This is a genomic window from Stenotrophomonas sp. TWI819 (genome assembly GCF_039673075.1).
Lineage (GTDB): Bacteria > Pseudomonadota > Gammaproteobacteria > Xanthomonadales > Xanthomonadaceae > Stenotrophomonas > Stenotrophomonas rhizophila_B.
This window is the reverse complement of the sequence record NZ_JBDJKY010000007.1, coordinates 216,146-234,151: the sequence shown is the minus strand read 5'-3', so window position 1 is coordinate 234,151 and position 18,006 is coordinate 216,146. Positions and strand designations below refer to the sequence as shown.

At 66.9% G+C, this 18,006-nt stretch carries 14 protein-coding genes and 1 riboswitch; of the genes, 5 read left to right on the top strand and 9 right to left on the bottom strand.

Annotation, left to right across the window (positions count from 1 at the left end; all coding sequences use genetic code 11):
* Position 1: 1 nt before the first annotated feature.
* From ABE463_RS12005 to ABE463_RS11990, 4 genes are all read right to left on the bottom strand, one after another.
* Positions 2-1,984: an AsmA family protein gene (locus ABE463_RS12005; protein WP_259259468.1), complete on the bottom strand. Its 1,983-nt coding sequence runs from the start codon at positions 1,982-1,984 to the stop codon at positions 2-4.
* Positions 1,985-2,360: 376 nt separating this feature from the next.
* A complete protein-coding gene (locus tag ABE463_RS12000) occupies positions 2,361-3,002 on the bottom strand; it encodes a hemolysin III family protein (RefSeq protein WP_172407499.1) in 642 nt (213 codons plus the stop codon).
* A 100-nt stretch (positions 3,003-3,102) separates the two neighbouring features.
* Positions 3,103-4,707 (bottom strand): peptide chain release factor 3, encoded by a 1,605-nt coding sequence (locus ABE463_RS11995; protein WP_346468317.1) that lies wholly within the window; start codon positions 4,705-4,707, stop codon positions 3,103-3,105.
* 75 nt (positions 4,708-4,782) lie between these two features.
* The gene (locus tag ABE463_RS11990; protein ID WP_346468334.1) at positions 4,783-5,652 is read right to left on the bottom strand and encodes a M23 family metallopeptidase; all 870 of its coding nucleotides are present in this window, start codon (positions 5,650-5,652) and stop codon (positions 4,783-4,785) included.
* Positions 5,653-5,802: 150 nt separating this feature from the next.
* Positions 5,803-5,923: riboswitch (SAM riboswitch) on the top strand.
* 78 nt (positions 5,924-6,001) lie between these two features.
* Here ABE463_RS11990 and ABE463_RS11985 point away from each other — a divergent pair.
* From ABE463_RS11985 to ABE463_RS11975, 3 genes are read left to right on the top strand one after another with little or no spacing between them, the layout of a single operon-like run.
* A complete protein-coding gene (locus ABE463_RS11985; RefSeq protein WP_346468316.1) occupies positions 6,002-7,033 on the top strand; it encodes a homoserine O-succinyltransferase in 1,032 nt (343 codons plus the stop codon).
* Positions 7,030-8,274 (top strand): O-succinylhomoserine (thiol)-lyase, encoded by a 1,245-nt coding sequence (locus ABE463_RS11980; RefSeq protein WP_346468315.1) that lies wholly within the window; start codon positions 7,030-7,032, stop codon positions 8,272-8,274. The genes ABE463_RS11985 and ABE463_RS11980 overlap by 4 nt, the downstream gene beginning before the upstream one ends.
* On the top strand, positions 8,271-9,338 hold the full coding sequence (locus tag ABE463_RS11975; protein ID WP_346468314.1) for a homoserine dehydrogenase: 1,068 nt from the start codon (positions 8,271-8,273) through the stop codon (positions 9,336-9,338). Before ABE463_RS11980 ends, ABE463_RS11975 begins: the two co-directional genes overlap by 4 nt.
* A gap of 116 nt (positions 9,339-9,454) precedes the next feature.
* On the opposite strand, the gene ABE463_RS11970 is transcribed toward ABE463_RS11975, so the two are convergent.
* Both ABE463_RS11970 and ABE463_RS11965 read right to left on the bottom strand, forming a co-directional pair.
* Positions 9,455-10,456, bottom strand: coding sequence for an alpha/beta hydrolase (locus tag ABE463_RS11970; RefSeq protein ID WP_346468313.1), 1,002 nt, complete (start codon positions 10,454-10,456; stop codon positions 9,455-9,457).
* Positions 10,457-10,570: 114 nt separating this feature from the next.
* Positions 10,571-11,953: an L-serine ammonia-lyase gene (locus ABE463_RS11965; protein ID WP_123730460.1), complete on the bottom strand. Its 1,383-nt coding sequence runs from the start codon at positions 11,951-11,953 to the stop codon at positions 10,571-10,573.
* Between the two features lie 97 nt (positions 11,954-12,050).
* Here ABE463_RS11965 and ABE463_RS11960 point away from each other — a divergent pair, with 97 nt between their 5' ends.
* Positions 12,051-12,269 carry a glutaredoxin family protein gene (locus ABE463_RS11960; RefSeq protein ID WP_346468333.1) on the top strand — a complete coding sequence of 73 codons (219 nt, stop codon included), beginning with the start codon at positions 12,051-12,053 and terminating at the stop codon, positions 12,267-12,269.
* A gap of 114 nt (positions 12,270-12,383) precedes the next feature.
* Here ABE463_RS11960 and ABE463_RS11955 read toward each other — a convergent pair whose 3' ends face one another.
* The 3 genes from ABE463_RS11955 to ABE463_RS11945 are packed head-to-tail and all read right to left on the bottom strand — an operon-like array spanning position 12,384 to position 14,235.
* The gene (locus ABE463_RS11955) at positions 12,384-12,950 is read right to left on the bottom strand and encodes a YceI family protein (RefSeq protein ID WP_121038945.1); all 567 of its coding nucleotides are present in this window, start codon (positions 12,948-12,950) and stop codon (positions 12,384-12,386) included.
* A 2-nt stretch (positions 12,951-12,952) separates the two neighbouring features.
* Positions 12,953-13,525, bottom strand: a complete 573-nt coding sequence (locus ABE463_RS11950; protein ID WP_346468312.1) for a cytochrome b — start codon at positions 13,523-13,525, stop codon at positions 12,953-12,955.
* Complete coding sequence (locus tag ABE463_RS11945; protein WP_346468332.1) at positions 13,522-14,235, bottom strand: YceI family protein; 714 nt, start codon at positions 14,233-14,235, stop codon at positions 13,522-13,524. Before ABE463_RS11945 ends, ABE463_RS11950 begins: the two co-directional genes overlap by 4 nt.
* A 195-nt stretch (positions 14,236-14,430) precedes the next feature.
* Here ABE463_RS11945 and ABE463_RS11940 point away from each other — a divergent pair, with 195 nt between their 5' ends.
* Positions 14,431-17,979 (top strand): ATP-binding protein, encoded by a 3,549-nt coding sequence (locus tag ABE463_RS11940; protein ID WP_346468311.1) that lies wholly within the window; start codon positions 14,431-14,433, stop codon positions 17,977-17,979.
* Positions 17,980-18,006: the final 27 nt, after the last annotated feature.

Below are 18,006 nucleotides of genomic sequence, written 5' to 3'. Positions count from 1 at the left end.
CTCACTTGGCGTAACGGCCACCGCAGTTGCTGTCTTCGCCCGGGCCGGTCTCGATCGTGGCCAGCAGGGCTGCGGGCGGCGCGATGCTGCCCAGCGCGAGCGCGATCGCCCCGCGGATGCCCAGCGCCTTGAAATCCGGGCGGAACGAGGGATCCTTGAAGGTGCCACCAATGCGCAGTGGCGAGCGCAGCGCCAGGATGCTCATGTCCTTCGGGCGTGGCCGCAGCAGCAGGTCCAGCTGTTCCTGTTTCAGATCCACCTTGCCCTCGCCGAGGATGAGGGTGTCGGTAGTATCGAAGGCGAGCGAGCGCGACTGCATCACGCCGTTGTCCACCGCGAAATCGCCCCACGCGCAGCGCAGCGGAATCTGCTTGTCGCCGGTGAACAGGAACTTCACTGACTCGGCCACATCCAGCCCGGCCAGTTCCATGATCAGATTGCCGACATGCCCGCGGCCGATGCCGAGGGCTACCGCGCCGTCTGAACTGCCCAGCATCGCTGCCACCGAATTGCCATGGCCGGTCAGGTTGATATCACCGCTGATACCGCCCGACGCCTGCTCGGCCAGCGTTGCATCCGGGAACAGTCTGCCCAGCTGCACCTTGCGGATGGTGGCCTGCAACTGGGTGGAGATGGCCTGCTTGCGCGCATCCATGCGGATGGTGCTGCGGATATCACCGCCGGCAACACCGAAGTTCAACGGTTCCAGTCGTAGCAGGCCATCGTTGAGCTTGAGATGGGCATCCATATCATCCAATGGCAGGACGGGGGAATTGATCCGTTGGGCTTTCCAGCGCACATCGGCATCCATCGCACGCAGCTTGGACAGGTTGTAAGGCGTATCGGGCAGCACCTTGGCACGTGCCGCCAGCGCAGCCGCCTGGGCCTTCTGCTCGGCATTGGCCGATTCCCCCGCACCGGTTTTCGGCGGCGCTCCGATGAACCCGGCCAGATCGTCGAAGTCCAACCGCTTGGACACCAGATCCGCCTTCAGGAACGGCCGGTCACCGCTCACATCGATCTGCGCGGTCCCGCCCAGATCACTGTCACCGGCCGTACCCGTGAAATTCTCATAGCGCCAGATCGCGTTGTCGCGCTTGAGCTGCCCCTTGAGCTTGTAAGGCGGTGTGGAGGGCATGGCGACCCCGATCAGTGGATACAGATCCTCCATATCCTGCCCGCTCAGCATCAACTCCAGATCGAACACGCGCAGCTGGAATGGATTGGTCAACGTCCCACTGGCGATCGCATGCGTATCTCCGGCGCGCCCATCCAGATGGATGCGGAACGGATGCCCGGTATTGGTCAGCTCCAACGGCGACTCGGTGTTGCCCTCCAGCGAGAACGGATTGCCCTGCCAGCGTCCTTTGCCCTTCACCAGCAGCGGCGGACCACTGTCCTTGTCGCGTGGCTTGCCACTGTCGAGCGACACCAGCACATCGGTCCGGCCCGCCGCATCCCGGAACTGCAGTCGCCCATCATCGACCAACAACCGCTGCAGCACCGGCGGATCACCGTCGCTCGGCCCCAGGAAATCCCAATTGCCCGGCTGACTCTTCTCCGGGGCTGTTTCCAGCAACAGATCCGGTCGCGTCAACCGGATCTCCGGAATCCGCACCTGGCCACGCAGCAACGGCCATACCCGCAGATCGATCTCCACCCGATCCGCCGTCGCCATCTGCGGCTGCTTGGCCCACGTCGCATTCGCAAAGGTCAGCCCATCGCCCCGCACCGTCGTCACCCGGCCCAGATCGACATCCAGATCCCCATGGATATGGAACTCCCGCCCGGTCTTGGCCTGAACCGCCCGTTCCACTGGCCCCTTGAACCAGTTCCAATCCCACAACGCAATCAGGATCAGCAGCGCAGCAAACAGAAACACCAGAATCGCCAACCACCGCTGCCCCCGCTTGCCAGGACGGCGCCAGCGCCAGCGCGAACGGGAAGACACATCGGACGGAGCAGGGGACGGGACAGTATTCACATCCTCATGGTTGCCCTTGCATCGTGCAGGCAACGCGAAGCATTGGTAAGCGTAGTGTCAGGGTGGCGCGTGCCGACCGTCGCCATGCACCGCGGCACCAGGCACTTGATCCAGCTCAGACCTTGATCTTCCCAGGCCACCAGCCAGCCGTGAGCGGGGTGGTGCGGGTGGGTTGGCGGGACCATGAGCGCCATGGATGGCGCGACATGAGCCTCCAGGGACGGATTCACGGCGTGTCCCGCCGACCCACCCGTGCCGACCCCGCCTGGCGCATTCCTGACGCCCGAGTCGCTCTTGGTCTCGCTCTTGCTGTTGCTGTTGCTCGTGCTCTCGCTGGTCCGGGTGCCGTCGCACTTGCCTGGCAGAAAAACAGCAGTCAGAGAATCTGCGCCGTCACCGCAACGAAGTGACACACACTCCCGCCGATCACGAACAAATGCCAGATCGCATGCGAATACGGCACCGACTCCCGGTGATAGAACACCGTCCCCAGCGTATAGAACACACCGCCGGCCAACAGCCAGCCCAGCGTCCACGCATCCAGCGAATGCCACATCGGCTTGATCGCCACCATCACCATCCAGCCCATCGCGATATAGATGATCGTCGACAACAGCTTGAACCGGCCGGTATAGAACAGCTTGAACACCACCCCGAACAGTGCCAGCGCCCAGATCGCCGTGAACATGCCCCAGCCCCACGGACCCCCGCGCAGACCGATCAGCGTGAACGGCGTGTACGTACCGGCGATCAACAGATAGATCGCACAGTGATCGAACACCTTCAGCCGGCCCTTCGCGACCGGATGCTGGATCGCGTGATAGAGCGTGGACGCCGTATACAACAGCAACAGCGCCACGCCGAACACGATCGCGCTGGCCAGCTGCCAGCCGTCGCCATAGATGGCGGCCAGGGTGATGAGTACCGCACTGCCAGCCAGTGCAGCAACGGCGCCAAGCCCGTGGGTCAAGGCGCTGGCGATTTCTTCTCGAACGGAAACGACAGAGGTCATGGCGATGATCGGATGTGCGGGGAGGGGGAGCCCGCTCCCCCCTATCATCGCCAAGATGGGCCGCGCATGCACGCGCGGCCGTTCAGCCGATAGATCGGCTGAGCAATCAGCTGACCGAGACGCTGTGCGCGGCTTCGCGCGTGGCCGCGAAGCGCACGTCCGGCGCGCGTTCCTGCGCCAGCTGCAGATTGACGCGCGTCGGTGCCAGGTACACCAGCTGGCCGGCGGCATCGATGCTGAGGTTGCCTGCGTTCTTCTCGCGGAACTCCTCCAGCTTCTTCTCGTTGCTGCAGGTGACCCAGCGCGCCGTGGTCACGCTGACCGGCTCGAAGGTGGCTTCCACGCCGTACTCGTCCTTCAAGCGGTAAGCGGCCACATCGAACTGCAGCACACCCACCGCGCCCAGGATCAGGTCGTTGCTCATCAGGGGGCGGAAGAACTGCGTCGCGCCCTCTTCGGACAACTGCGCCAAGCCCTTCTGCAGCTGCTTGAGCTTGAGCGGATCGCGCAGGCGGGCGCGGCGGAACAGCTCCGGCGCGAAGTTCGGGATGCCGGTGAAGCTGACGGCTTCGCCTTCGGTGAAGGTGTCACCGATGGAGATCGTGCCGTGGTTGTGGATGCCGATCACATCGCCCGGCCACGCCTCGGCGGCGATCTCGCGGTCGCTGGCCATGAAGGTCAGCGCATTGGCCAGCTTCATTTCCTTGCCGGTGCGCACATGGAAGGTCTTCATGCCGGCCACGAAACGGCCGGAGCACACCCGCATGAATGCCACGCGGTCGCGATGCTGCGGGTCCATGTTCGCCTGGATCTTGAACACGAAGCCAGTGAGCTTGTTTTCCTGCGGTGCGATGACGCGGCCGGTGGTGGCGCGCGGCTGCGGCGACGGCGCATGCTCGACGAAGAAGTCCAGCAGCGGCTGCACGCCGAAGTTGTTCACGCCCGAGCCGAAGAACACCGGCGTCTGCTTGCCGGCCAGATAGGCCTCCACGTCGAACGGATGGCTGGCGCCCTGCACCAGCTCCAGCTCGTCACGCAGGTCGGCCAGCATGCGCTCACCGATCTTCTCGGCCAGTTCCGGCGAGTCGATCGAGGGGAAGATGGTCGAATCCTGGCGGGTGAAGTTGCGGCCCTGCTCATACAGATGCACCTCACCGCTGATCAGATGCACCACGCCCTTCAGGCGCTGGCCCATGCCGATCGGCCAGGTGACGGGCGCGCACTGGATGCCGAGCACGCTTTCCACTTCATCCAGCAGATCGATGGGCTCCTTGCCCTCGCGATCGAGCTTGTTGATGAAGGTCATGATCGGCGTGTCGCGCAGCCGGCAGACCTCCATCAGCTTGATGGTGCGCTCTTCCACGCCCTTGGCCACGTCGATCACCATCAGTGCCGAGTCCACCGCGGTGAGCACGCGGTAGGTGTCCTCGCCGAAGTCGGCGTGGCCGGGGGTGTCGAGCAGGTTGACGATCTTGCCTTCGTACGGGAACTGCATCACCGAGGAGGTGACCGAGATCCCGCGCTCCTTTTCCAGCGCCATCCAGTCGGAGGTCGCATGGCGCGCGGCCTTGCGGCCCTTGACCGAACCGGCCATCTGGATCGCACCGCCGAACAGCAGCAGCTTTTCGGTCAGCGTGGTCTTGCCGGCGTCAGGATGGGAAATGATGGCGAAGGTGCGGCGGCGCGCAGCTTCGGTAGCGACTTCGGACATGGCGTGACGCGCCCGCCCGGGGCGCTTTTCATGGAGATAAGCCGCCCAGTATAACGGGGGCGGGCGTAGCCGGGGTCAGGGCAGGGCGGATGCGCCGGCCTCGTCCGTGGTCCGGGCGAAGTGCAGCTCGCCGTGTGGGCTGACGATCCGTGCCGGGATCGAGCGCAGCCGCATGCCCGCATTGACCTGGACCGCGAAGTGCAGATGCGGCGCGGCGCTGTAGCCGGTGTTGCCCGAGAGCCCGATGCGCTGCCCCGCCAGGACCTGCTCGCCCGGGCGGACCAGCACGCCGTGGTGCTGCAGGTGGGCATACACGGCCATGCTGCCGTCCTCATGCAGCACCCGCACCAGGTTGGCCCGGCCCAGATCCTGGTCCCGGTCCTGCCCATTGCCCTGATACCCGTCCTGCACCTGCATGACGGTTCCTGCCCGCGCCGCGAGTACGGGCGTGCCCTCGGGCAGGGCGAAGTCGATGGCCTCGCGGTTCTCCGCATCGTGGTGACTGAACCGCCCCCGCGGCGCCTGGCTGACCTGGATGCGGGCGGCATCGAACGGCAACTGGTAGGTGACGTCCTGCGCGCGCGCGCCGGGGTCGCCCGGAACGGCCGTCAGATCCAGCCGGATCGCGGTACTGCCGGCCGGCGGCTGCAGGTGGGTCACCACGACGCTGGCGCCTGCGGCGACCACCGTCTGAAGGGGGAGCCCCGGTAGCGCCGCGGCGCCGGCGGCGGGTCGCAGTTCGACCTGGACCGGCCCGGCCACGCGGTTGTCGACCCGGGCCTGCCAGCGGTCGCCAGCCCCTTCCAGGGTCAGCGCCGCCAAGGCCGGCGCCTCCACACCCGCGGCGCGCTGGGCTGGGGTAGCGACAGCAGGACGGTCGAGTCGCCAGCCGTTCCGCCAGTTCGCCCCCCGGGCGGCCCAGGCGTTCAGCACCGGGATCATCATCAGCGTCAGGGCAGTGAAACGTAGGCAGCGCAAGGCGTCGGCCGGGCAGGGAGGATCCCGGAGTATGCGCGACTGATGATCATCTGGAATATATATCGCTTCATGCCGATGAAGGGATTGACATGGGCCGGGAGCACTGGCATCGTGGCTCCACCATCGAGACCGGCAGAGGGACAGGCCCTTTGAAGCCGGGGCAGCCCGCAGACGCGAAAGCGACCTGCGTAGGTGCCAAATCCTGCGGAGACCGTTGGTGTCTTCCGAAAGATGGTTCGAACCGTGCACCGTGCGTGCGCTTCGAACGCGAGCTCCGCGAAAGCTCGATGGCCGTTTTCCTCCTTTGGATACCGCCATGCGCTTCGCTACCGCCGCCCCTGTCGCCACCGACTCCTTCGCCCCGCTCAGCGTCCCCGTCGACGCCGGGCTGAACGCCGTGCGCGGCGATATCGCGGCGGTGCTGTCGATGCGTCACGGCGGGCCGCGGCCGGTACGCCTGCGCTACGAATGCGTCGGTCGCGCCGATGCGCCGGTGGTGGTGCTGGCCGGCGGTATCTCCGCTCACCGCCATGTGGCGGCCAATGCCGAGTTCCCGGAAAAGGGCTGGGCCGAGGGCCTGGTGGCCGCAGGTCGCGCTCTGGATCCGGCCTCGCTGCGCATCCTGGCGTTCGATTTCATCGGCGCCGACGGCGCGCTGGACCTGCCGATCGATACCGCCGACCAGGCCGATGCGCTGGCCTTGCTGCTCGACCATCTTGGCATCGCCCGCCTGCAGTGCTTCGTGGGCTACTCCTACGGCGCGCTGGTCGGCCAGCAGTTCGCGATCCGTCACCGCCAGCGCGTGCAGAAGCTGATCGCGGTGAGTGGTGCGCATCGCCCGCACCCGTATGCCGCGGCCTGGCGCGCGCTGCAGCGCCGTGCGGTCGCGCTGGGTCAGCTGCAATGCGCCGACAGCCACGGGCTGTCGCTGGCACGCCAGTTCGCCATGCTCAGCTACCGCACGCCGGAAGAATTCGGCGAGCGCTTCGATGCCGCGCCGGAAGTGGTCAATGGCCGCGTGCGCGTTGCCGCCGAGGACTATCTGGATGCCGCCGGTGCGCAGTACGTCGCCCGTACCCCGGTCGATGCTTACCTGCGCCTGTCCGAATCGATCGACCTTCACCGCATCGACCCGGCCGCCATCCAGGTGCCGACCGTCGTTGTTGCCGTGGAGGGTGACCGCCTGGTCCCGCTGGCCGACTGTGTCGGTTTGGTGGAAGGGCTCGGCCCGCGCGGCAGCCTGCGCGTGCTGCGCTCGCCCTATGGCCACGACGCCTTCCTGAAAGAAACCGATCGCATCGACGCGATCCTCGCCACCGCTTTTCGATCCCCCGGAGAATCCGCATGAGCCGTTCCGCTGGTACCGAACCGTCCTGTAGCCGCGTCACCGCCGCCGTGCGTGCCGGCATCGACCGTGACACCGCCCACGGCGCGGTGACCCCGCCGATCGTGTTGTCCTCCAACTTCAGCTTCGATGGCTTCGGCAACAAGCGCCAGTACGACTACACGCGCAGCGGCAACCCCACCCGCGATCTGCTGGGTGAAGCGCTGGCCGAACTGGAAGGCGGCGCCGGTGGCGTGATCACCTCCACCGGCATGGGCGCGATCAATCTGGTGCTCAACGCACTGCTGCAGCCCGGCGATACCCTGGTGGTGCCGCACGATGCGTACGGCGGCAGCTGGCGCCTGTTCAATGCACTGGCGAAGAAGGGCCACTTCGGCCTGATCACCGCCGACCTGACCGATCCGCGTTCGCTGGCCGATGCGCTGGCGCAGTCGCCGACCCTGGTGCTGATCGAAACCCCGTCCAACCCGCTGCTGCGCATCACCGACCTGCGCTTCGTCATCGATGCCGCGCACAAGGCCGGTGCCAAGGTAGTCGTCGACAACACGTTCCTGTCACCGGCGCTGCAGCAGCCGATCAGCTTCGGTGCCGACCTGGTGCTGCACTCCACCACCAAGTACATCAACGGCCACAGCGATGTGGTCGGTGGTGCGGTGATCGCACGTGATCCGGCGGTACACGAGCAGCTGGTGTGGTGGGCCAACGCGCTGGGCCTGACCGGTTCGCCGTTCGATGCCTTCCTGACCCTGCGCGGCCTGCGCACGCTGGGTGCACGCCTGCGCGCACATCAGGAAAACACGGCGGCTGTGGTCGAGCTGCTGGCCGCCAGCGATGCGGTCGCCAGCGTGTACTACCCGGGCCTGGTTGATCACCCCGGCCACGCGATTGCCGCGCGCCAGCAGAGCGGCTTCGGCGCGATGCTGTCCTTCGAACTGGCCTCGTGCCCGGGCGAGGATCCGCATGCGGCGGTGCGCGCCTTCGTGGATGGCCTGCGCTGCTTCACCCTGGCCGAATCGCTGGGCGGCGTGGAAAGCCTGATCGCGCACCCGGCGACCATGACCCACGCGGCCATGACCCCGGAAGCGCGTGCGCATGCCGGGATCAGCGAAGGGCTGCTGCGCCTGTCGGTCGGCATTGAATCGCCGGAAGACCTGGTGGCCGATCTGCAGGCCGGGCTGGAGCGCGCGCAGGTCGTGATCGATCAGCACCGCGACGTGCAGCGCCGTAAACAGGTGGATGCATGAGCGCGGTGCTGAACCTGCCGCTGGCGGCCCACCGCAAGCTGGCCCTGCTCGGTACCGGCACGGTCGGCACCGCGTTCGTGCAACGGTACGCCGCGCTGCAGGATCGCGGCGTCACGCTGCCCGCGTTCTCGTGGCTGGCCAACTCACGCACGGCGCGCGCCTGCGAACAGACCCCCGCGCAGGAACTCGCCCAGGCCAACCTGGCCGCACGCGGCGCGGTGGCGTTGCAGCCCTGGGCGGAAGCCGAAGGCCTCCAGCGCGGCGATGTGGTGGTCGATGCGACCGCCAGTGACGAGGTCGCCAATTGGCATGAACAGTGGCTGGCGCGGGGCGTGCACGTGGTGACCGCCAACAAGCTCGGCCAGGGCGGACAGTTGGCCCGTGCCCAAGCCATCGCCGACAGCGGCCAGCAGGGCGCTGCGCATTACGGCGACAGTGCAACGGTGGGGGCAGGCCTGCCGCTGCTGAGCAGCCTGCGCGCGCTGGTTGCCGGTGGCGACCGCATCCATCGCGTGGAGGGCGTGCTGTCCGGTTCGCTGGCCTGGCTGTTCCATCACTACGATGGCCAGCGTCCGTTTTCGGCGTGGGTGCGTGAGGCGGCCGAGGCCGGTTACACCGAGCCGGACCCGCGTGTGGATCTCTCCGGCGAAGATGTCCGTCGCAAACTGCTGATCCTGGCGCGCGCCAGCGGCATCGCGTTGCGTGCTGAGCAGGTGCAGGTCGCTTCATTGGTACCTGACGCGCTCGCCGCGCTGTCACCGGCGGATGCGTTGAGTCAGCTTTCGCTGCTGGATGCGCCGCTGCTGGCGTACTGGCAGCAGGCGCAGGAACAAGCAGGGTGTCTACGTTTCGTCGGTGGCTTCGATCACGACGGAGCCGCGGTTGGGCTGCGTGTGCTTCCGCGCGACCATCCGCTGGCCGGCGGGGCACAGACCGACAACCGGGTCGCGATCCACAGCGACCGGTATCACGCCCAGCCGCTGCTGATCCAGGGGCCGGGCGCCGGGGCGGACGTCACCGCCGCCGCGTTGCTGGACGACGTGCTGGCGATCGTGCGGCGCTGAATGCCGTGCGATCCCACCAAGGCACACGGTAGCGCCAGGGGTGGGCTGGCTGCGTCGGCGGAGAACGCTGATGGCGGCCGCTGCCACGCATGGCGTGGCACTACCGGAGTGTCGGCTCAGTCGTGGTGTGAGAGTGCCTTCAGCAGTGCCGCATTGAACCGGGTCGGGTCCTGCACCTGCGGCGAGTGGCCCAGATCCTCGAAGCTCACCAAGGTGGCGCCCGGAATCGCCGCGGCGGCTGCCTTGCCCAGGGCGGGGTAGTCGCCCAGCGTTGCTTTCAGGGCCGGCGGTGCCAGGTCACGGCCGATCGCGGTGCGGTCGGTCTGGCCGATGAACAAGGTGGTCGGCACCGTCAGCTTGGGCAGCTCATAGACCACCGGCTGGTTGAACACCATGTCCGAGGTCAGCGCCTGGCTCCACGCCACGGCCTGTTTGCCGGGGCCGTCGTACATGCGTGATTGCATGCGTACCCACTGCTCGTACTCGGGCTTCCACTGGCCGTTGTAATAGACGTCGAGCTGGTACTTCTTGATGCTGTCGAAGCTGGTTTTCAGCTCACCCGCATACCAGGCATCGATGCTGCGCCATGGCACGCCCTTGGCTTTCCAGTCTTCCAGGCCGATCGGGTTGACCAGCGACAGGCTGATCGTGCGCTGCGGATACATCAGCGCGAAGCGCGCGGCGAGCATGCCCCCCATCGAATGGCCGACGATATGCAGCTTGCCCTCGCCATAGCCCAGATGCTCCAGCAGCGCTTCGGTATTGGCAGCCAACTGACCGAACGAGTACTGATAGTGCTCGGGCTTGCTCGATTTGCAGAACCCGATCTGATCCGGCGCGATCACCCGGTAGCTGGCCGCGCTCAGTGCCGCGATGGTGTCCTTCCAGGTGGCCGCGCAGAAATTCTTGCCGTGCAGCAGCACCACCGTACCGGCAAAGCCTTTGCCACCGGCCGGGACGTCGATGTAGGCCATCTCCAGCGGCTGGCGCTGGGACTCGAAGCGGAAGATCTTCACGGGGTACGGATAGTCGAAGCCTTCCAGTCGCGGGCCATAGGTGTCGGCGGCGAGGGTGGTCAGCGGCAGGCAGGCGAGCAGGGCGGCAGCCAGGATGCGCATGGCGGTCTCCGGAACGGGGGAGCCCTGACTGTACCGGAGCGGCCGTGGAGGCGTGCCGATGATGCGACCGGGGACAGCCGACCAACGGTCGGCTCTACCGCCGGGAACGGTCGATCAGCACTCGATGACGTTGACCGCCAGCCCGCCGCGGCTGGTTTCCTTGTACTTGTCCTGCATGTCGCGGCCAGTGTCGCGCATGGTCTTGATGACCTTGTCCAGCGAGACCTTGTGCTTGCCATCGCCACGCATCGCCATGCGCGAGGCGTTGATCGCCTTGACCGCGCCCATCGCATTGCGCTCGATGCAGGGAATCTGCACCAACCCGCCGATCGGGTCGCAGGTCAGGCCGAGGTTGTGTTCCATGCCGATTTCAGCGGCATTCTCGATCTGGCTCGGGTTGCCGCCCAGCGCGGCGACCAGGCCGCCGGCCGCCATCGAGCAGGCCACGCCCACTTCGCCCTGGCAGCCGACTTCGGCACCGGAGATCGAGGCGTTTTCCTTGTACAGAATGCCGATCGCCGCCGAGGTCAGCAGGAAATCGAACACGCGCTGTTCGTTGGCGCCGGGGCAGAAGCGGTCGAAATAGTGCAGCACCGCCGGCAGTACCCCGGCAGCGCCGTTGGTCGGGGCGGTGACTACGCGGCCACCGGCGGCGTTTTCTTCGTTCACCGCCAGCGCGTACAGATTGACCCAGTCCAGCGTGGTCAACGGGTCGCGCATCGCCGCCTCCGGCTTGGAGGACAGTTCGCGGTACAGCGCCGGGGCGCGACGCGAGACATGCAGGCCGCCGGGCAGGGTGCCTTCCTGGCGGATGCCGCGCTCCACGCAGGCCTGCATGGCGCTCCAGATTTCGCGGAGGCTGTCGCGGATCTCGTCCTCGGTCCGCCAGCACTTCTCGTTCTCGAACATCATCTGGGCGATGCTCAGGCCACTGCGTGCGGTCTGCGCGAGCAGCTCGTCGCCGCTCTTGAACGGGTAGGGCAGCGGGGTTTCATCGGGCACGATGCGGTCATCAGCCGCATCGTCCTGGTTGACCACGAAGCCACCGCCGACGGAGTAGTAATCGCGCGTGGCGATCACCTGCTCGTCCGCACCGTAGGCAGTAAAGCGCATGCCGTTGGTGTGGTACGGCAGTTTCTGGCGTTTGTTCAGGCCCAGGTCGCGCTTCTCGTCGAAGGCGATCTCATGCTGCCCCATCAGGCGGATGCGCTTGCTGCTGCGGATGCGCTCCAGCGTCTCGGGGATGATGTCCGGATCGATCAGGTTCGGGCGCTGGCCTTCCAACCCGAGCAGCACGGCCTTGTCGGTGCCATGGCCACGGCCGGTCAGGGCCAGCGAGCCGTAGACGTCGGCGCGGATGCGCACCACGTCCTGCAGGTGGCCCGGATCGAGGAGCCAGCGGTGCACGAAACGTTCGGCAGCCTTCATCGGTCCCACGGTGTGCGAAGAACTCGGGCCAATGCCGATCTTGAAAACGTCGAACGTGCTGACAGCCATGATTGCCAAACTGCGGGTATCGGATGGAGCGCTATTCTATGCGCTTCGTGCCGCCGGCTCTGGCTGCGGCGCAACATTTTCCAAGGTGGGTGGGCCGGTGTTTACCTTGTACCAGCGTGATGACTGCCATTTGTGCGACCAGGCCCTGGCGGTGCTGGCGCAGGCCCGGGTGGCCAATCTGGACAGTGTGTTCATCGATGACGACACCGCGCTGGAGGCCCGCTACGGGCTGCGGGTGCCGGTGTTGCGCGATGCGCGGGGCCGCGAGCTGGACTGGCCGTTCGATGTCGCGGCGGTAGCAGCCTGGATCGGCTGACACGCAGCGTCGCTTGGCGGTGCTGGATGCTGTAGTGCCGGCCGCTGGCCGGCTCCCGGGAGTCGATCATCGTGCGAGGAGCCGGCCAGCGGCCGGCCCTACCGCCATCTGACGTTACTTCGCCTTCAGGACCACCTTCGTGCTGATCGCGGTCTCGTTCGGGATGGTCTTGGTATCGGCCCAATCACCCCCGCCCACGCCGAAGTCCAGGCGTTTGACCGTCGCCTTGCCGGCCAGCACCGGCTGCGCGCCCGGGGTCCAGGTGAAGGTCAGGGTGACCGGCTTGCTCACACCACGCAGCTCCAGCGTGCCGTCGGCCGCGTACTGGTTGTTGCCCAGCGAGCGGAACTTGGTGGCGCTGTACTTGGCCTGGGCGAACTTGCCCACGTTGAAGAAGTCCGCGCCCTGCAGGGTCGAATCGCGGTCGCTGTTGCCACTCTTCGCACCGGCCAGCGGAATGGTCACTTCCAGCTTGGCATCGTCCAGCTTGGCCGGATCAAAGCTGAGCTTGGTATCGAAGCCCGGGAAGGTGCCGGTGAACACTTCACCGTCGTACTTGGTGGCAAAGGCCAGCACCGAACCGGGTGCCTGCACGTAGTCGGCGGCCAGCACCGGGGCGGTGGCCAGCAGGCCGGCCAGGGCGGCGGCGACCGCGGCGGGGGAGGTGAGCTTGATGTTCATGGTCAATCCTTCTGGGGGGAGGCAAGCCAGCGCTGCGGAAGCATGCGCGCAAGCGTGGCATCGCGTTGGTAAAAATGGTGGTAAAGCGCGGCGCCGGCATGGGCCACGACCACGGCGATCAGCAGCCAGAAGCCCCACTCATGGATGGCGTGCGAGATCTGGGTGACGCGTTCGTCCGGCGGGCTCAGCTTGGGCACATCGACCAGGCCGAACCAGCGGAACGGGCGCAGGCCGCTGGCCGAGTCGTACAGCCAGCCCGACAGTGGAATGGCGAACATCAGCACGTACAGCAGCCAATGGGTTGCCGAGGCGATGCGCTCCTGCCACGTTGGCGTGCCCGGCACCGGGTGTGGTGCGCCGGCATACAGGCGCCACAGCAGGCGGGTCACGACCAACGCCAGGACGGTGATGCCGATGGATTTGTGCATGGTGTAGACCCAGAAGTACTTCGGGGTCCTGGGCAGTTCGCCCATGGTCAGCCCGACGATGCCCAGGGCGAGGATCAGTACGGCGATCAGCCAGTGCAGGGTCTGGCTGACGCCACCCCATCGGGTCGGGGTGTTCTTGGCGGTCATGGCGTGGTCTCCTGAACCGGCTGTGGGGTATCTGAGTCGGCCGGGGCGGCGGGAGTTCCCGGCGCATCGGCGGGGGCGGTATCGGCAGGATCGCCGGCGTTGCGATCACGCACGGCTTCGGCCTCGATCCGCAGCTGCACCTCATCGCCGATCATCGAGGCCCAGCCATCCACACCGAAGGCGCTGCGGCTGAGTGTGGCGGTGGCCGAGAAGCCGGCGGTACGGCGGAACGGCGGCAGTGGATGGCGCTTGAGCGCATTGAGGGTGACGGCCAGAGTGACCTCGCGGGTCACCCCGCGTACGGTGAGCTGGCCGGTAACGTTGGCGTGGGTCGGATCAATGGGCTCGACATGCGTGGAGACGAACCGCGCCTCGGGGAAGCGCTCGCCATCCAGCAGGTTGCGCGCCAGCGTGGCGGTATTCCATTTGGCATCGCCCAGGTCCAGCCGCTGGATCGGCACGCTGACCTCCAGCCGCGCGCTTGGCCAGTCCTCCGGATCGAACACCAGCACGCCTTCGCTGCCCGACACCGTACCCAACGCCTGCGAGAAGCCGGCATGCTCCACCGCAAACAACACGCGTGTGTGCACCGGATCCAGCCGATAGCGGTCGGGCGCGGCAGTGGCGAGCAGCGGGGTGGCGGCCAGCAGCAGGGAAAGTGTCAGGCGCTTGAGCACGGCGCAGCCTCCATCAGGGTCTGGGGCGATCATACGCACAGCCATGTCATCGGATGCAGCGTCATGGCTGCAACAGATCGTGGTGCGGCCGACAACAGCGCCGCCCGCCTGTGCTGCCTCGCCCGCCCAGGGCGGAAACAGCCCGTTCCATCCACGACAGCCGGCTCAGAATGCGGACACCGTCCTGATCGCTGTGTGACAATCCGCACCAACAGGGAGACCGGATCGATGAGCACGCGCCGCTGGGGTGCAGGCATCGTGCTGTTGGGGCTGTGGTTGTGTGCAGTGCCGCCAGTGTTGGAAGCCGCAGGGACATCGGCAGAAACGCCACGCTTGCGCCGTCTGGGCGCGGCCGAGGGCATGCCGTCGCGCATGGTGCTGGCGCTGGCCCAGGATCGCCAGGGCTATATCTGGGCCGGTACCGATGATGGCCTGGCTCGCGTGGACGGCGTCGGCCTGCGGGTGTGGCGGCATGATCCAGACGTGCCCGGCTCGCTGCCCGGCAACGAAGTGGAAACCCTGCTCGTCGATCCACAGGACCGGGTCTGGGTGGGCAGCAATGGGGTTGGCCTGAGCATGCTCGGCCCCGACCGCAGCGCGTTCGCTCGGTTCCCCGAGCTCAATGCCGCGTGCGAGGGCCAGTTCTGGTCGCTGGCCTATGCCGCGCAATCGCTGTGGATCGGCACCAACCAGCACGGCATCTGCCGCCGCAGCGAGGACGGGACGCTGGTCAGGTACCAGGCCGAGCCGGACGATCCGCGCAGCCTGCCCGACAACACGATCTACAGTCTGTTGGCCGATCCGCAAGGGCGTGTATGGGTAGGCACCTCCAATGGCGTTGCCCGTTGGGATGGTGATCGCTTTACCCGTATCGCGCCGGCCCTGCTCGGTGGGAAAAGCGTGTTCCGCCTCACCCGTGAGCCTGATGGCACGGTCTGGGCGGGCACCGAAGGTGGGCTGTTCCAGATCGGTGCCGATGATCAGGTCCGGCCCGCACCCTGGACGCTCAGTGCCGATGTGCGTGCGGCCACGGTCATCCATGACCGCAATGGCGGCTATTGGCTGGGCACGGCTGATGGCCTGTACCGCGGCGATGCGCGCGCGGTGCGGCTGCTCGCCGGCGACGCCGGCAGTGGCTTCCTGACCGCGCGCAGCGGCGTGCTGGACATGCTGCAGGACCACGAAGGCGGGCTGTGGGTAGCGATGCTGACCCAGGGTCTGGCGTATCTGCCGCCAGACTGGAAGCGCTTCTCCAGCTGGTATCAGCTCGACGGCAAGCCATTGGACAGCGTCTATCTGCTCGGCGCGGCAGCGCTGGGCGATACGTATTACATCTCCGGTGCGCACGGCCTCTATACGCTGGATGCGCAGGGCCAGCTGCGCCAGATCGCCGACGACAAACAGATCGGAGTGGGCGCGGCGTGGTCGCTGCTGCCGCGCGAAGATGGTGCGGTGTGGATCGGGCGCGCCGGTCGATTGAGCCTTTACCAGCCCGCCACGCGCTCGCTGCGCGAGTGGAAGATCGGTGGCGGCGCGGATGTGCGCCAACGCATCGATCTGATCCGCCAGGCGCCCAATGGCGACCTGTGGCTGTCGATCATGAACTTCGGCATCCAGCGTCGGGATGCCCAGGGCAACGTGCTCGATACCATCCGCAATGACCAGCGCCGCGGGCTGACCGAGAACCCGGTCGAACAGATGGTGTTCGATCCGCGTGGGCAGCTCTGGGTGATGGGCGACAGCATGGGCCTGATGCGGTGGCGCAATGGTCGCTTCGAGCAGGTGCCGGGCATTTCCCGCGGCAGCATCTACGATGCGGCCTGGACCGGCCCGGATGAACTGTGGCTGGCACGTCAGGGCGCGCTGGAGCGCTACCGCTGGGATGGGCTGAGCATGAGCCTGCGCGAACGTGTCGGCGCTGCCCAGGGCATGCCCGCTGTATCGATGGGCGGGCTCGCGCTGGGCAGTCACGGGCAGGTCTGGGCAACCACACCGCGTGGGTTGATCTGCTGGCAGGGTGCCGAGCGTCGGCTGCGCTTGTATGGCGAACGCGACGGGCTGCCGGATGTGGAGTTCAGCAACCGCCCGCCGGTGCAGGCACGCGACGGTCGCGTCCTGGCAGTGACCGCGACCGGGTTGGTCGGCTTCGATCCGGATGCGGCGGACATGCTGTTGCCGCCATCGCAGCTGGTGATCGACAGCGTGCAGGTCCGCCGCGACGATGCCGAAGGGCAGCAGATGCTGCCGACGCAGGCACCGATCGTGCTGGGGCCGCAGGACCGCGATCTGATCGTGTCCGCGCGTCTGCTTTCATTCGCCAACCCGCACGGCAACCGCTACCGCTACCGGGTCTCCGGCTATGACCAGAACTGGGTGATGCAGGCGGCCGACGGCGAGCGCCTGCTATCGCGCTTGCCGTCCGGAAATTACCGTATCGAGGTGCAGGCGGCGACCCCGCAGGGCGCCTGGACGCCGCCCCGTACCCTGGAGCTGGAGGTGCGCCCGCCGTGGTGGCGCAGTGGTTGGGCGATCGTGGGCTACGTGCTGCTCGGTCTGATCGGGGTCGCCGCGCTGGCGTATGTCGCGCGCGCGCGGCTGCGCCGCCGCCAGCAGTGGCAGTTGACGGTGCACAAGCAGCAGTTGGCCGAGCAGGCCTCCCAGGCCAAGAGCCGGTTCCTGGCCACGTTGGGGCATGAAGTGCGCACGCCGATGACCGGTGTGCTGGGCATGAGCGAACTGCTGCTCTCCACCTCGCTGGACGATGTGCAGCGCGGCTACGCCGGCTCGATCCAGCATGCCGGCAAACATCTGCTGCGGCTGGTCAACGATGCGCTGGATCTTGCCCGCATCGAGGCTGGGCGACTGGAACTGGATCTGCGGCCGTTCGATCTGATGTCGTTGCTGGACCAGGTCGAGGCTCTGATGGAACCCATGGCCCATCACCGTGGCCTGGCCTTCGAGCGCAGCTTCAACCTGCCCGGTCCGGTGCAGGTCAGTGGCGACGAGATGCGCGTGCGCCAGATCCTGATGAACCTGCTCGGCAACGCGATCAAGTTCACCGATCACGGCCACGTCGGGCTCGGTGTCGAGCTGCTCGACGGCGGTCGCGCGATCATCTTCGAGGTCTCCGATACGGGGCCAGGCATCAACCAGGACCAGCAGGAGCGGTTGTTCCACCGCTTCGAACAGGCCGATGGCCCCCGCACTGCATCGCGTTATGGCGGCAGCGGCCTGGGCCTGGCGATCTGCCAGGAACTGGCGGTGGCGATGGGCGGCCACATCCGGATCGACAGCCGGCTGGGCGATGGCGCCCGCTTCTCCGTCGAACTGCCGCTGCCGTGGACGGTGCAGCCGGTTGCGGCGTCGGGTGAAACCGGCCTGGAGACGCGCACGCAGCTGCCGCCCCTACGCATCCTGCTGGTGGAGGACGATGCCACCGTGGCCGATGTGATCGCCGGGCTGCTGCGCACCCGTGGGCATGACGTGGTGCATGTGCTGCACGGATTGGCGGCATTGTCCGAAGTCGCTGCGGGGAGCTTCGATGTCGGATTGCTCGATCTGGACCTGCCGGCGCTGGATGGTATTGCCATTGCCGGACAGCTGCGCGCAATGGGCTATGAGCTGCCGTTGATCGCGGTAACCGCACGCTCGGATGCCTATGCCGAGCAGCAGGTGCTGGCCGCCGGGTTCAATGGGTTCCTGCGCAAGCCGGTGACCGGTGACATGCTGGTCGACGCCATCGCGCAGGCGCGTGCGGGCAAGTCATCCCGGTACTGATCGCCCACACGCGCGGCAGCGATTGTC